Origin of the sequence: Chelativorans intermedius, assembly GCF_025398255.1 — a bacterium.
Classification (GTDB): domain Bacteria; phylum Pseudomonadota; class Alphaproteobacteria; order Rhizobiales; family Rhizobiaceae; genus Chelativorans; species Chelativorans intermedius.
Genome location: NZ_JAODNW010000045.1, coordinates 1 through 13128 on the forward strand (window position 1 = coordinate 1; position 13128 = coordinate 13128).

At 63.3% G+C, this 13128-nt stretch carries 13 protein-coding genes and 3 pseudogenes; 4 read left to right on the plus strand and 12 right to left on the minus strand.

The genetic code is table 11. The features are described from left to right. Nucleotides 1–258: 258 nt before the first annotated feature. From NYR58_RS19475 to NYR58_RS19505, 7 genes and pseudogenes are all read right to left on the minus strand, one after another. Nucleotides 259–870, minus strand: a complete 612-nt coding sequence (locus NYR58_RS19475) for a Bug family tripartite tricarboxylate transporter substrate binding protein (RefSeq protein WP_261522821.1) — start codon at nt 868–870, stop codon at nt 259–261. 28 nt (nt 871–898) lie between these two features. Continuing rightward, a protein-coding gene (locus NYR58_RS19480; protein ID WP_246249038.1) for an IS630 family transposase occupies nt 899–1845 on the minus strand; the annotation gives its coding sequence in 2 pieces (ribosomal slippage) (nt 899–1506 and nt 1506–1845; 948 coding nt in all). Between the two features lie 98 nt (nt 1846–1943). Next, nucleotides 1944–3065: pseudogene (locus NYR58_RS19485) on the minus strand (IS630 family transposase). Nucleotides 3066–3120: 55 nt separating this feature from the next. Continuing rightward, nucleotides 3121–4581, minus strand: coding sequence for a sulfatase-like hydrolase/transferase (locus NYR58_RS19490; RefSeq protein ID WP_261522812.1), 1461 nt, complete (start codon nt 4579–4581; stop codon nt 3121–3123). Between the two features lie 11 nt (nt 4582–4592). Next, on the minus strand, nt 4593–6116 hold the full coding sequence (locus tag NYR58_RS19495) for a tripartite tricarboxylate transporter permease (RefSeq protein ID WP_261522813.1): 1524 nt from the start codon (nt 6114–6116) through the stop codon (nt 4593–4595). 11 nt (nt 6117–6127) lie between these two features. Continuing rightward, on the minus strand, nt 6128–6598 hold the full coding sequence (locus NYR58_RS19500; RefSeq protein WP_261522814.1) for a tripartite tricarboxylate transporter TctB family protein: 471 nt from the start codon (nt 6596–6598) through the stop codon (nt 6128–6130). Between the two features lie 163 nt (nt 6599–6761). Beyond that, the gene (locus NYR58_RS19505) at nt 6762–7727 is read right to left on the minus strand and encodes a Bug family tripartite tricarboxylate transporter substrate binding protein (protein ID WP_261522815.1); all 966 of its coding nucleotides are present in this window, start codon (nt 7725–7727) and stop codon (nt 6762–6764) included. Between the two features lie 121 nt (nt 7728–7848). On the opposite strand from NYR58_RS19505, the gene NYR58_RS19510 reads away from it, so the two are divergent. From NYR58_RS19510 to NYR58_RS20635, 3 genes are read left to right on the plus strand one after another with little or no spacing between them, the layout of a single operon-like run. Further along, nucleotides 7849–8754: a LysR family transcriptional regulator gene (locus NYR58_RS19510; RefSeq protein WP_261522816.1), complete on the plus strand. Its 906-nt coding sequence runs from the start codon at nt 7849–7851 to the stop codon at nt 8752–8754. Between the two features lie 24 nt (nt 8755–8778). Next, nucleotides 8779–9132, plus strand: a complete 354-nt coding sequence (locus NYR58_RS20630; RefSeq protein ID WP_378074772.1) for a DUF3991 domain-containing protein — start codon at nt 8779–8781, stop codon at nt 9130–9132. After that, on the plus strand, nt 9063–9341 hold the full coding sequence (locus tag NYR58_RS20635) for a toprim domain-containing protein (RefSeq protein ID WP_378074771.1): 279 nt from the start codon (nt 9063–9065) through the stop codon (nt 9339–9341). Before NYR58_RS20630 ends, NYR58_RS20635 begins: the two co-directional genes overlap by 70 nt. Nucleotides 9342–9376: 35 nt before the next feature. On the opposite strand, the gene NYR58_RS19520 is transcribed toward NYR58_RS20635, so the two are convergent. The 5 genes and pseudogenes from NYR58_RS19520 to NYR58_RS19540 all read right to left on the minus strand — a co-directional run bounded on the left by NYR58_RS19520 (nt 9377) and on the right by NYR58_RS19540 (nt 12739). After that, nucleotides 9377–9592: a hypothetical protein gene (locus NYR58_RS19520; RefSeq protein ID WP_261522817.1), complete on the minus strand. Its 216-nt coding sequence runs from the start codon at nt 9590–9592 to the stop codon at nt 9377–9379. A gap of 2 nt (nt 9593–9594) precedes the next feature. Beyond that, a protein-coding gene (tnpC, locus tag NYR58_RS19525; protein ID WP_261522818.1) for an IS66 family transposase occupies nt 9595–11143 on the minus strand; the annotation gives its coding sequence in 2 pieces (ribosomal slippage) (nt 9595–10578 and nt 10580–11143; 1548 coding nt in all). Further along, on the minus strand, nt 11080–11364 hold the full coding sequence (locus NYR58_RS19530; protein WP_261522819.1) for a hypothetical protein: 285 nt from the start codon (nt 11362–11364) through the stop codon (nt 11080–11082). The genes tnpC and NYR58_RS19530 overlap by 64 nt, the downstream gene beginning before the upstream one ends. After that, a pseudogene (locus NYR58_RS19535) lies at nt 11364–11625 on the minus strand (IS21 family transposase); the annotation flags it as partial. The gene NYR58_RS19530 and the pseudogene NYR58_RS19535, both read right to left, overlap by 1 nt. Before the next feature lie 163 nt (nt 11626–11788). Beyond that, nucleotides 11789–12739 carry an IS481 family transposase gene (locus tag NYR58_RS19540; RefSeq protein ID WP_261522820.1) on the minus strand — a complete coding sequence of 317 codons (951 nt, stop codon included), beginning with the start codon at nt 12737–12739 and terminating at the stop codon, nt 11789–11791. A 76-nt stretch (nt 12740–12815) separates the two neighbouring features. Between NYR58_RS19540 and NYR58_RS19545 the strand changes: the two are divergent. Continuing rightward, nucleotides 12816–13010 (plus strand): annotated as a pseudogene (locus NYR58_RS19545) (transposase); the annotation flags it as partial. Nucleotides 13011–13128: the final 118 nt, after the last annotated feature.

The following is a 13128-nucleotide window of genomic DNA, read 5'->3' on the forward strand; positions in this document are numbered from 1 at the left end:
GGGTTGAGTTCCGCGACGGCCTCCGCCAACTTCAAGTCGCCGCCTGATCAAGCGTCACCAACTTTCGCCCATATCTCGATAGCTCGGCGGCATCATCTGCTCCTCTAGGAACCCACACCGACCCTTGTTGCAGCGAAAACCAAGACCCCCTTCCACTAGCAGAGAGCTGTCATTGCAGACAAGCTCGGCGCTCGCGGCGTCAGTCGGAGGAGGCGCGCAATGGTCAAAAGGCCGATGTCGGCCGGTTGCCCGGCGTCTTCATGTTTTGGGGCTGTCAGAGCTCAATTTGGAGGCCTGGCGTTTCGTCGCCGGTCCTGGGCCTCGCATATAATGGCGTTCACCCATGTCGAGGAGCCTCTGCTGCACGTCCTTACGCGCCAGGGCGTTGCCCATCGCCTCGCGCAACTTCGCGACCACGTCCTCCGGCGTTTCCTTGCGCACCAGCCACCAGTTCCAGCCCATCGGCGCCAGTCCCTTCATGCCGAGTTCGATGCCGAAATTCTGGACGCGGGGTGCCCCGTCGTAGGTCTCCGAAGAGCGCTCAAGGTCAGACAACACCGCGAGCACCTTCAGGTCCTCCTTGTTGGTCGTGTAGACGCCCGGGTTGATGACCATGAAATCGAGAACGCCGCCGCGCAGACCCTTCACCGCATTGTCGATCTCGGGATAGGGAGCGACCTGGGCGATCACGTCTGACATCTGCATCACCCTCGCCACCACCATGTGAGGCAGCGTGTCTGTAGAGCCGGGAGAGTAGCGCAGTTCACCGGGATTCTCCTTCGCATAGGAGACGAGAGGCGGGAAGTCGGTGAACCGCTCCTCGTTCTTGCGTACGACGATGGCGAAGCTGTTCGGCGTCGCCGACCACAGCGGCGTAAAGTCCTAGAGCACGTCCGGCTTAATCCGGGTCATATCCAGCAGCCCTGAAGTAGTTTGCGCATTCTGCGGGAGTGAACTGGTCGAGGAGTGCGCCAGCGGTATCCCAGAGCGCTTTGATGGTGCGCTCGGCTTTTGCCCGCAGGAGCGCTTTGAGCTTTGAGAAGGCATTCTCGATGGGGTTGAAGTCCGGGCTATAGGGCGGCAGGAACATGAGGGTTGCACCGGCTTGCTCGATCGCGTCGCGGACGCCTGCTGCCTTGTGTGCCGGCAAGTTGTCCATGATGACGACATCGCCGCGCCTCAGGGTGGGGACCAGGACCTGCTCGACATAAGCGAGGAAGACGGTGCCATTCATGGCGCCATCGTAGACGAAGGGCGCGGTCATGCCGGACAGGCGCAGTGCGCCGGTGAAGGTGGTGGTTTTCCAGTGCCCATGCGGCATGCCGGCTCGGCAGCGTTCGCCGCATGGCGCGCGACCCCGCAGGCGGGCCATCTTGGTGGACAGGCCGGTCTCATCGATGAAGACAAGCCTGGCAGGGTCGAGGTCGAGTTGGCCTTCGAACCAATCCTGCCGGCGCTTCAGGACATCAGGACGGTCCTGCTCCAATGCATGCGCGGACTTTTTTTGAACGTCCAGCCCCGCCCGCGCAGCCAGGCGCTCAGGGCACTGCGGCCGATACACACGGAGCGCTCGGCTGCGAGCCGCTCGACCATCTCGTTCAGCGTCACGTCCTTGTTCGCCTCGATCATGGCAACAACGAACGTCTCGTGCGCATCCAGGCGTGAGCCCCGCGGCTTGCCCTGACGCCGCGCCGAGCGTTCCCCGTTCTCACGCGCCCGCCTGATCCAGACAATTGCCGTCGAAACGCCGACGCCAAACCGTGCCGCGACGGAGCGCGCCGAAGCGCCTGCCGCTGCAGCATCCAGAACCCGCATCCGAAGATCCTCACCGTAAGCTCGAGCCATCGCCATCTCCTGCAACGGCGACGGTGAATCATAAAACCCAATCCGTGTCATCAACGCTACGACTCGGAGTTCAACGGACGTGCTCTAGTCACCTGAATCTAAAGTTCGGCACATAGCGTTTCCTGTGTTCGCTGGCAGAATCGTTTGACGGAGGCGAGGATTTCGTCGGCAGATTTGACCCATCGGTGGGTTTGGGGTTTTCGTTGTGGGCCTAGATGAAGGCTGCGATGTCGGCCTCGAGTTCGGCGGCTGAGCGGTGGACGCCGCATTGCAACTGCTTGCGGGTCAGCTCGGCGAACCAGCGCTCCACCTGATTGATCCAACTGGCCGAGGTAGGTGTGAAATGCACGTGCTAAAGCGGGTGGCGGGCGAACCAAGCCTTGATCTTGGGCGTCTTGTGCGTGGCGTAGTTGTCCATCACCAGATGGACGTCCGACCCTTTCGGCATGGCTGCGTCAATCTTTTTGAGAAAGTCGAGAAACTCGGTCGCCCGGTGGCGCTTGTAGCATTTGCCGATCACCGCCCCTGTTGCAATGTCGAGCGCGGCAAACAGCGATGTCGTGCCATGGCGGATATAGCTATGGGTTCTGCGTTCAGCTACGCCGGGCGCCATTGGCAGCACCGGTTGCTCTCGATCCAGCGCCTGGATCTGGGACTTCTCGTCCACGCACAACACGATGGCTCGGTTTGGCGGTGATATGTAGAGACCTACGATGTCCTGCACCTTGTCGACGAACAGCGGATCGGTCGAGAGCTTGAACGTCTCGCTGCGATGTGGCTGCAGGCGAAGGCGGACCATATCCGGCGGATGGTGGTGTGCGACAGGCCCGTTGCCGCAGCCATAGAACGGATCGACCAATGGGTGGCGTCCTTCGGTGTAGTGTTCAGCGTGCGCTCGACCACCTCGGCCACCTGCATATCCGACACTGTCATATCCGACACTGTCATATCCGACACTGTGCGTGGGCGCCCGGCTGATACTCATCGGTGAGCCCTTCGATCCGATCCTGCACGAAACGCCCACGCCATTTGCCCACCGTGTGTTCATGCACGTCGAGCCGCTCGGCGACCTCCTTACTTTGAAGGCCCTCGGCGCACAACAGGATCATACGGTGCCGGTCCGACAGCGAGCGCGCCGCCTTGTGCCGTCGAACCTGCGCTTCGAGAAAGATGTGCTCCTCATCGCTCAGCACCACTTCGTCCGCTACTCGACCCACCATCGCACCACCTCCCGAAATCGATCGGATCAATGATACGAATTACAGTTCCGTATGACTAGTTGAACGAGGGGTCTGCGTAAGGTACCGGCGTATGCGGGAACTCTCCACGGCTTAGGATCCTCTCTATCCCCCCGTTGCGTTCGATTATACGCTGCTGATCCGCAAAAGCCCGTGCGCTTACTTTCTCCGGGTCGACAATGGCGCGCAATCGCGCCTCGGCCCGCGAACGAACACCGGCATATTCCGAATCCTCGGCGAGATCGCACATCTCCTCGGGATCGGCCTTGAGATCGTACAGGAGCGGCGGATAATCCACGAAATGTATGTATTTCCATCGGTCGAAGCGGATCATGAAGCAGCCGGTGATCGAGCCAACGGCGTGATACTCCGCGAGCACGGTGCGGTCCGGGTCGTCGGGATCGCCGGCGATCGAAAGGAGGGAGCGGCCGGGCAGATCGGTGGCCTCGCTGCTGTGGACCTCCTCGCAGGCCGCGTCCATGATGGTGGGCGCGACATCCACCAGCGACACCGGCGTGGCGACGCGACGGCCCCGCGGCACGCCGGGCCCGGCCATGATCATCGGAACCCCCACGCTTTCCTCGAACAGAAGCGACTTGCCCCAGAAGCCGCGCGCGCCGAGATTGTCGCCATGGTCGCTCGTATAGATGACGAGCGTGTCCTCGGTGAGCCCGCTCCCGGAGAGCGACTCCAGGATGCGGCCGATATTGTGGTCGAGGAAGGAGACCAGCGCGTAATAGGAGGCGACAGCCAGGCGCACATGCTCCTCGCCGGTGAAATAGTCATCGTAGTTCTGGTATTTGCGGAAGGCGGCGAGCACCGGATGGGCGAGCGCTCCGTTGCCGTCGCGCCCCTTGGGCCAAGGCAGCTTCGCCGGGTCGTAGAGGTCGAAGAAGCGCTTTGGCGCCACCAGCGGGAAATGGGGGCAGGCGAGCGAAACGAAGGCGGCCCAAGGCTTCTCGTCGGGCTTGCGGGCGCGCTCCGCAATCCATCGGCAGGCGGCGTCCGTGATAGCGGAATCATATCGGGAATAGTCGGAATCGCCCGGCCCGAGCTCCGCGCTGAGGTTCTTCATGCTGGGGCGGATGCGCGGCGGACTGCGCAGCAGCCCGTGCAGGTCGCCCTTGCCCTCCACAACGTGCATGGGAAGGATCTGCTCGGTGAAGCCGACGGGCGCGTCCGCGTCGCGGTAGTGCAGCTTGCCGATGGAGGCGACCCTGTGCCCCGCCTCCGAAAGCGCGTGCGCCCAGCCGCGCACCGAGCCGTCATAGGGCTGGGCGTTGTCCCAGAAGCCGATCTCGTGCGTGTGACGGCCTGTGGCGAGGGAGGCGCGCGAGGGAACGCAGATCGGGTTGTTGCAATAGGCGTTCTCGAATGTAGTGCCGGCGGCCGCGAGCGCATCGATATTCGGCGTCTTGACGGCATTGTTTCCGTAGCAGCCCGTGATACCACGTGCATGCTCGTCGGATAGGATGAAAAGGACGTTCTTGGCGGTCACTCTCGAGCCTTTCATGGTTTGCTTTGGCGGGTTTGCCCGGCTTCGTCTGGACCGTCGCCGGGACGCCTGCGCAATCCGCGCAGTAGAGGCAGGAAAAGTACGAGGACAGCCACGGCGATAAAGGTGAGCGCAATCGGACGGGTGAAAAGTTCCCAGATAGTGCCGCCCGACGACATGACCGCCGAGCGAAGCTCCGCCTCGAAGATGGGCGAGAGCACGAAGCCGATGACGAAGGCGCCGAGCGGGAAGGCGGCCCGCTGCAACAAAAAGCCCAAAATGCCGAAGCCGATCATGACCCAGACGTCGAAGAGCCGGTTGCTGAGCGCATAGGCGCCGATGATGCAGAAGACGAAGATCGCCGGCAGGAGCACCGCCGGATTGATGTTGGCGAGACGGGCGGTGAAGCGCACCGTGGTCGACATGACCAGGAACATCAGGACATTGCCGACGAGATAGGCGGCGATGATGGCCCAGACGAGGTCGCCGTTGGTCTGGAACAGCAGCGGCCCCGGCTGAATGTTGTGCAACAGCAGCGCTCCCAGAAGGAAGGCGTCGATCGGGCTGCCGGGAATGCCCATGGTGACGAGCGGGATCAGCGCGCCCCCCACGTTGGCGTTGTTGGCCGATTCCGAAGCGACGACTCCCTCCTCGCTGCCCTTGCCAAAGGCGTCCGGCCGGCGCGAGACCGTGCGCGCCACTCCATAGGCGACCATGGAGGAGATGCTGGCGCCCACACCGGGCAGGATGCCTATCCAGGTGCCGATCAGCGCCGAGCGCAGCATGTTCCATGCATGGCGGACCCATGCGGCGGCTTCCAGGAGCACGATGTTGCGGGAGACGTCGACCGCCTCGGGCACCTTGTCGCCGTCCATCGCGTCGCGGATGATCTGACTGACCACGAAGACGCCGAGCAGCACCGGCAGCAGCGCAAAGCCCGCATCCATCTGGTGAAAGCCGAAGGTGAGCCGGAGCTGGCCGTCGGAGGCGTTGAGGCCGGGCATGGCGGCAAGCAGGCCGAGCGCGCCAGAGATCAGCCCCTTGACCATGGAGCCCTGGCTGATGGCCGCGATGAGGACCAGCGCCATCAGAACGAGCCCGAAATATTCCCACGGGCCGAAGCTCGTCGCCCAGCGCGACAGCGGCGGCGAGAGCACCACCAGGAAGAAGCCGGCGACGAACCCGCCGAAGAGGCTGGCCGAAATGCCGAGCGCCAGCGCGCGCGCCGGCTGGCCGCCCCGCGCCATCGGATAGCCGTCGAAGGTGGTGACCACCGAGGACGGCGTGCCCGGCATCCTGAGCAGCGTGGCGCTGATTAGGCCGCCGGCCACCGAGCCGACATAGATGCCGACCATCAGGATCAGGGCCAGCGTATGGTCCATGTAGAAGGTCAGCGGCATGACGAGCACGATCAGCATGCCGCCGGACAGTCCCGGGATCGCGCCGACGAAGATGCCAGAGACGACGCCGAGCGCCACCCAGAAGAAGGGCACCGGATGCAGCATTTCGAGGAGGGCGCCGCCCAGGCTGGCCAACATTCAACGCTCCGTCAGGGCAGGTCGATGTAGAAGATGTCGGTGAAGAGGTACTGGCATCCGACGCTGAGCAGGACCGCCGAGACGAGGCTCGCCAGCATCGCCTTGCGATCGCCGCGCGCCAGGATGACGCCACCGGCCAGAACGAACAGGAAAGTGGCCGCCGCGAAACCCAGGAGCGGCAGGAGCAGCGCGTAGGCGATCAGCAGAGCCAGCATCTGCATCCCGTAGATCGGGCGACCGCCCCCCTCCTGATCCGGCGCCGACGCCGGTTTGGGTGGCGCATGCCGGCTGCGCCAGGCAGCCGCTCCCATGGCCACGCTCAAGGCGGCGATCACCACCACGGTCACCTTGGGCAGCGCGGCCGATCCCACCGGATCGAAGATCGGCGGCGGGAGTTGCTCGACGGCCCACCAGACGAGGCCGGAGAGGGCCAGTAGGCCAGCGGTCCAGCCGGTGTCCCACCAGAAGTCGCTACGGTTCATTTCGCCCCCGGGGGTTGAAGACAGAAGGAGCGGAGGCCGACCGCCGACACTGGCCGGCCTTCCGCGAATAAGGCTGCGGCGCAGCCAATTCTTAAGTGGTCACCGCAGCCTAGAGCCTTCCACGGCTGGATCAAACCGTGGGGATCCGATGCGGGTGGCGGGGCTAGTTCGCCGCCGCGCGTACCTTCTCCACCAGCGGCAGCACCTCGTCGCGCACGCGGCTGAGCTCGGCCGTGACGGCATCGCTGTCGATGAAGGCGGGTGTGATGCCGTAGGATTCGAGCTGGTCCTTGACCTCGGGCTGCTCCATGGCACGTTCGAACGCCGCACGCAGTACCTGCATGCGGTCCTCCGGGACACCCTTCGGCGCCAGCCAGATCCGTCCGTCCGTCGCCAGCACGTCGATACCCGCCTCCCGGGTGGTCGGGACATCGGGCAACTGCGGCACGCGCTCCTCGGAAAACACGACCACCGGCTTCAGCCCCGACTCCCGGTATTTGACGAGCTCCTGGACGGAAAAGAGCGCGGTGTGGGTGTGCCCGCCCAGCACGGAGGACAGGCGCTTGGCACCTCCGCCGGCCTGGACCATGCGCATGTTACCGCCATTGGCCTCCGAGACCATGAGCGGGATGAAGTGCACCGGGAGGCCTATATTGACGGCGACCTTAATGCTTTCCGGTTCCTGCTGAGCCTGCTCAAGCATGGCCTCGAAGGATTCCGGCCCGCTCTCGGCATTGACGCCGAGACCAAGGGCAACGAAGCCCGTGGAGCCGATGATGTCGAAGGCGGTGTGGTCGAAATCCGTGACCCCCATGGCCGCCGAGGTGACCAGTCCGTTGTGCCACAGGCCTATCGTATAGCCGTCCGGGTCGGCGTCCTTGATCTCGCGCGTGGCGAGCGTCCCCCCCGCACCCGGCATGTTCGTCACCACAACCGTGGCGCCGAATTCCTCATCCTGCTCGAAAGCCCGTTGGAAGATGCGTGCGATGCCGTCGATCGCTCCGCCGGCATCGGTGGGAACGATGATCTTGACAGGCTTTTCCGGATAGTCCGCAAGCGCGTTTCCTGCGGCCGTCGTCATGAGCCCGGCGACCGCTAGGACCGCCGCTGCGCTTCTAAAGATATTCATATTCTCCTCCTCGAATCGTCCGTGTCGCATCGCTATTTCCAGGATAGGCCGGACATATGTTGACGTCCCAGATACATTCCGACAAGTTTCTTTTCAGCATAAAGATATGAGGGAGTGTCATATGAACATCCGGCATCTGGATCATTTCCTGGCGGTGCTCAATTGCGGCAGTTTAAGCCGCGCGGCGGAGAAAACCGGCATCAGCCAATCGGGCCTGACGAAGAGCATCCGCGCGCTGGAGGATCTGGTCGCCATGCCGCTCCTGGAGCGGCAGTCGCGGGGCATGCGGCCGAACCCCCAGGGCGAGGCGCTCGCGCATCGCGCGCGCCTGATCGTCGCCCAGTGGCGGGAGGCCCGGCGGGAGCTGGAGGCGCTGCGCGACGGGGCGGCCGGAAGGCTCACCATCGGCGCCGGTCCGTCCTGGATGCGCCGCGGCCTGCCCGAGGCGATCGCCCAGCTGCTGCAGGCATCGCCGGGCGCCGAGGTCAAGGTGACCGGCGGCTTCGACGCTCAGCTCATCGAAGCGCTGAAGCAGGGGGAATACGACCTCATCATCGCCGCCTGCGAGGAGGCGCGCCACGACAGGGCGCTCGAGGTAGTTCCGCTGACGCGCGACCGTCAGTCCGTCATCGCGCGGCGGGGGCATCCGCTGGCCGCTCGCTCGGACCTCGCCATCGCCGATCTCGCGGATGCGGGATGGGCGCTGCCCAGCAGGCGGATGGCGCAGCGCCAGCGCTTCAACGCCATCTTCGCCTATAACGGTTTGCACGAGCCCGTGCCCGCAATCGAATCCGATTCCATCGCCTTCATCTTCGAGGTCGTCAAGAAGACTGATCTCCTGAGCTTCGCCACCAGCTCCATCTTCAAGCCCTCGGCCAAGGACGAGATTGTGAGCCTCGAGGTCGCCGGGATAGGCTGGGAGCGGCACGCCGGCATTATCATGCGGGCGGACGAGGCACGCAGCATGCTGGCGGAAATGCTGACGCGCCGTCTGTTCGATGTTGCGGCTGAAATGCGGGTCAACTGACGCAGAATTCCTTCTGGAGCCGAAGTGGCCGGTCTGGACACGCAAGGCCAGGGGCCGTGCGCCCGACCTGACGATCACGGAACGCTGGCGGGTCCGGCGCAACCCTGGCCCGGCTCGGCGACATGGCGTTATCTCCACGGCACGTGCCACATTCCTGAGCCTGTCATCCGAAAGGCCATTGCCACAAACGTCTTGCGCGAAGGCCCGAAGGGCAGCATGTGGGCCGGCCACACCGATCACGCCAGCCAGGTGACGGGCTGGGAGGAGCGCGTCCCGATTGGCGCGGCTTCGCGTCCGGAGGCGCCAAGATGCTGTTCTGTCTCGGCCGGCCCCATGGGCACCGGCTCTGCGTTACCGAGGCGGCGATCGATGCCATGAGCCTTGCGTCGATCGAGACTATCCGACGGGATACAATGTACGTCAGCACTGGCGGCGGCTGGTCGCCGGCGACTGACCGCGCAATTCGCCTTTTGGGCGAGCGGCCGGACGTATGGCTTGTCGCGGCCACCGATGCCAATCCGCAGGGTGAGGCATTTGTGTCGCGGCTGCACGAGCTCGCCAGTAAACTCGCCGTAAGCATACGGTGAGGACCGCGGTGTCCCGCATTTGTAGGAGCTGGCGATCAGCCTGCGTGATCGATCTGATCCTTTATGATCTCGCGAAGTGCTTCGATGCCTTCGAATGTGAAGGCGAGGAAGTCGACATCATCGACATCATGGATCCACAGCTTGCCGTCTTCGGGCTCGAGCTGATCCGAGAGATCCCACAGCAGCTCTTCGTCGCGGTCCAGGATTTGCGCCGCGCGGCGGATCGTGAAGACGTGGCTGACGGCTGCCATAACTACACTGCCCGCTTATTCCACGCCCAAGGCAGCAGTTCAGGAAGCCGGCTTTGCGGCGTGTCGGCGATGCGGGCAAGCACGTCGGCCAGCCAGGCCTGCGGGTCGACGTCGTTGAGCCTCGCCGTCATGATCAGCGTCGTCATGGCCGCGGCACGCATGGCGCCGCGCTCGGAGCCGGCGAACAGCCACGATTTGCGGCCGAGGGCGAAGCCCCGCAGCGCCCGCTCGGCGGCGTTGTTGGTCAGGCAGATCCGGCCGTCTTCGAGGAACCGGGCAAAGCGGTCCCAGCGCCTCAGCATGTAGTCGATCGGCTTGGCGACCGAGGCCGAGCGCGAGAGGCGGGAGCGCTCCTGGCGCAGCCACGCTTCGAGCTCCGTTAGCAGCAACGCGCTTCTTTCCTCACGGGCTTCAAGCCGCTGCTCGGCACTCAGGCCGTTGATCGCGCGCTCGATGTCAAACAGTGCGTCGATGCGCTTTACCGCTTCCAGGGCGATCGGCGAGATAGTGGGCGCTTGCCTGCCGCGGCGCGCGTTGGCAGCGATGTCAGCCAGCTCGAAGAACTGGCGCCGCGCATGGGCCCAACACAGCGCTGGCGTTATCGCTCCCTGCGCCCGCGCGGGATCGTAAAGCGTGTTGTATCCGCTATAGGCGTCGGCCTGCAGAATGCCGGTGAAGGTCTTGAGATGGCGCTCCGGATGCTCCTGTCGCCGATCCCGGGAGGCGTAATAAAGGGCCGCCGGCGGAGCAGTCCCGCCGAAGGGCCGATCATCGCGCACATAGGTCCAGATATGGCCGGTGGTGGTCTTGCCCTTGGCCAGGATCGGCACCGTCGTGTCGTCGCCGTGCAGTCGTTCGGCGGCCAGCACATGCCCCTCGATCAACGCATGCAGCGGCTCAAGGGCAAAGGTACAGGCGCCGACCTGGTCGGCCAGCGTCGATACGGAGAGATCGATGCCTTCGCGCCGGTAGCGCTCGCTCTGCCTTGTTCAGTGGTTGATGCTGGCCAAACTTCTCGAACAGGATTGTTGCCAGGAGATTAGGGCCGGCAAAGCCGCGCGGGGTGGCGTGGAAAGGCGCCGGCGCCTGCGTGATCTTCTCGCACTCCCGGCAGGTGAACTTCTCGCGCACTGTCTGGATCACCTTCCACTGGCGGGGGATCACCTCCAGCGTCTCGGTGATGTCCTCGCCCAGCTTCGACAGCTTGGCCGAGCCGCAGCACGGACAATTCTCCGGCGCGGCGATGACGACCCGCTCGCGCAGCAGGTGTTCGGGAAAGGGTTTGCGCGCGGGCCGTTTTCGTTGAAAGGACTGGACCGTCTGCGCCTGCGCCGCTGCCTGGCTTGCCGCCAGTTCGTCTTCGCTCGCGGCCGTCTCCAAATTCTCCAGCTGCAGTTCCATCTGCTCAAGCAGCCGCGCCTTGCGCTCAGAGCGGCTGCCGTAGAGCTCGCGGCGCAGCTTTTCGATCTCGAGCTTGAGATGCGCGATCAGCGCTTCCCGACTGGACAAGTCGGCCTGCGCATTGGCCGCCGCGGCCTCAACGTCGGCCATGCAAATTGCCGGTCATCGCCGTGCTCCAATGCTCTCATTGAGAGCAAAGATTGCAATTTGGAGTCTCTGAAACAAGGGGGATGACAAAGTGAAAGAAACCCGGCTGCCGCATGCCCGCCGGCCGCCTCAAGGGTGACGCTTCGTCGGATGATCTCGTCATAGTCCTTCATACCGAAGAGCTTGAGCGCGCCCATCATGGCGAGAATGTCGATGCGTTCCATCAGACGACCCTCCTCAGAAGGTCATGGCGGCCGCACGGTCTCTCGCGCCGGCGCGCCAGGATGTTAGTGAAGAAATCGGCCGAGCAGGTGCCCTTCGCGCAGCGCTTCCGCGCAGGCGGCTTCGACCGTCGGCATCTCGTCGCTCAGCACGGCCGACAGGATGCTCACCATCTGCCGGTCGCCGTCGCCGAGACGGGCGAGCCTGCACTGCACCCGATCCAAGCTGGTCGGCAAAACCCATTCCTTGAATGGTCGGCCGTGAAGAATCCGGAAGCCACTGATATTTCGTAGAAAAAGGCTGCAGTGTTGGTTTCGAGATTGCAGGAAACAGCCTGGTTGTGGGTCGTTTCCTTGCAATTCCAGTTTGTGATTTTCCTGCGTGGCGAAGCGTGATTCACTGCCTTTATCGCGGTGAATCGGAGAGCTAGGTGTTCAGTTCCGGCATTTGATGGATTGGGTCGAGGATGAATCGATCCGGCTCTGAAGTCCATCGTTTGCAGATGAACTCGTAAGGTGTGAGGCCTTTGAGCGTCTTCAGCCTTCGCCCGAAGTTGTATGCGTCGATGAAGTCCTGAAGATGCCGGCGCAGTTGGTCATGATTGTCGTAGTGGAAGCGCTTGACAGTCGCCTCCTTGATGGTCCGGTTCATCCGTTCCACCTGTCCGTTCGTCCACGGATGGTTGATTTTGGTGAGCCTGTGTTCGATGCCGTTGTCGTCGCAGACCCGGTCGAAGATGTGGTGGAACGCATATTTGTGACGGGCGTGGTTGGTGAACTGGATGCCGTTGTCGGTCAGTACGGTGTGGATGGTGTAGGGCACCGCCGCGACGAGATCGCGCAGGAACTGCGCCGCAATCATCTTGCCGGCTTTGAGATGGAGTTGGGCGAAAGCGAACTTTGATGTCCGGTCGATGGCCACGAACAGATAGAGCTTGCCCTCAGCCGTCTGCACCTCTGCGATGTCGATGTGGAAGTAGCCGATCGGATAGCTCTTGAACTTCTTCCGGACTGGCTTGTCGCCTTCGACATCGGGCAGCCGCGAGATGCCATGACGCTCCAGACAGCGATGCAACGATGATCGGGACAGATGCGGGATCGTCGCCTGAAGGGCATAGAGGCAGTCATCGAGCGGCAGCAGCGTATGCTTGCGGAAGGCGACGATGACGGCCTCATCCTCCAGCGATAGCACCGTGGAATGCGGTTCCTTCGGCCCGGTCGGCAAATCGGCAACCGATGTGCGCTTTTTCCATTTCGCCACAGTCTTCTGGTTGATCCCGTAGCGCCTGGCCAGTGTCCTCAGGCTCTCTTGACCATGTTGTATCGCTCGACGGACTGCCGCTGTCGTCGTGGCGCTCCCGTGGTGAACTTGTCCCATAGTGCCTCCTTCCATTCATGGGAAAAGATTGCACCATCAAAATGCGGGATTAAACACCTAGGCGATGGGCAAACCACACGAGCTGGTGCGGTTGACGCAGGCCATCGACTGGCCGGTGCTGGAAGAGCGTTTCGGCGCGGTCTATTCCGACGGGCAGGGCATGCCGCCTTTGCCGACACGGCTGATGGCCCGGCTAGCGATCCTCAAGCACACCTTCGACCTGTCGGATGAGGCACTGTGTGAGCGCTGGAACGAGAACCCCTGTTTTCGTGCGCCTCGGGCGCATGTGTCTGGAATGCTTAAGAGAAAGGAGGTGACCTGCCCCTTTTTTCAGGGCCACTCGTAAGTCGAGCCTGTTCTCCTTTTGTGTGCCATCATTCGGCGGCGTG

Coding starts and splice junctions, on each gene's coding strand:
- NYR58_RS19495 (WP_261522813.1), bottom strand. CDS start 6,116: ATGTTGGCCAGCCTGGGCGGCGCCCTCCTCGAAATGCTGCATCCGGTG.
- NYR58_RS19500 (WP_261522814.1), bottom strand. CDS start 6,598: ATGAACCGTAGCGACTTCTGGTGGGACACCGGCTGGACCGCTGGCCTA.
- NYR58_RS19505 (WP_261522815.1), bottom strand. CDS start 7,727: ATGAATATCTTTAGAAGCGCAGCGGCGGTCCTAGCGGTCGCCGGGCTC.
- NYR58_RS19510 (WP_261522816.1), top strand. CDS start 7,849: ATGAACATCCGGCATCTGGATCATTTCCTGGCGGTGCTCAATTGCGGC.
- NYR58_RS20635 (WP_378074771.1), top strand. CDS start 9,063: ATGCTGTTCTGTCTCGGCCGGCCCCATGGGCACCGGCTCTGCGTTACC.
- NYR58_RS19520 (WP_261522817.1), bottom strand. CDS start 9,592: ATGGCAGCCGTCAGCCACGTCTTCACGATCCGCCGCGCGGCGCAAATC.
- NYR58_RS19530 (WP_261522819.1), bottom strand. CDS start 11,364: ATGGAACGCATCGACATTCTCGCCATGATGGGCGCGCTCAAGCTCTTC.
- NYR58_RS19540 (WP_261522820.1), bottom strand. CDS start 12,739: ATGGGACAAGTTCACCACGGGAGCGCCACGACGACAGCGGCAGTCCGT.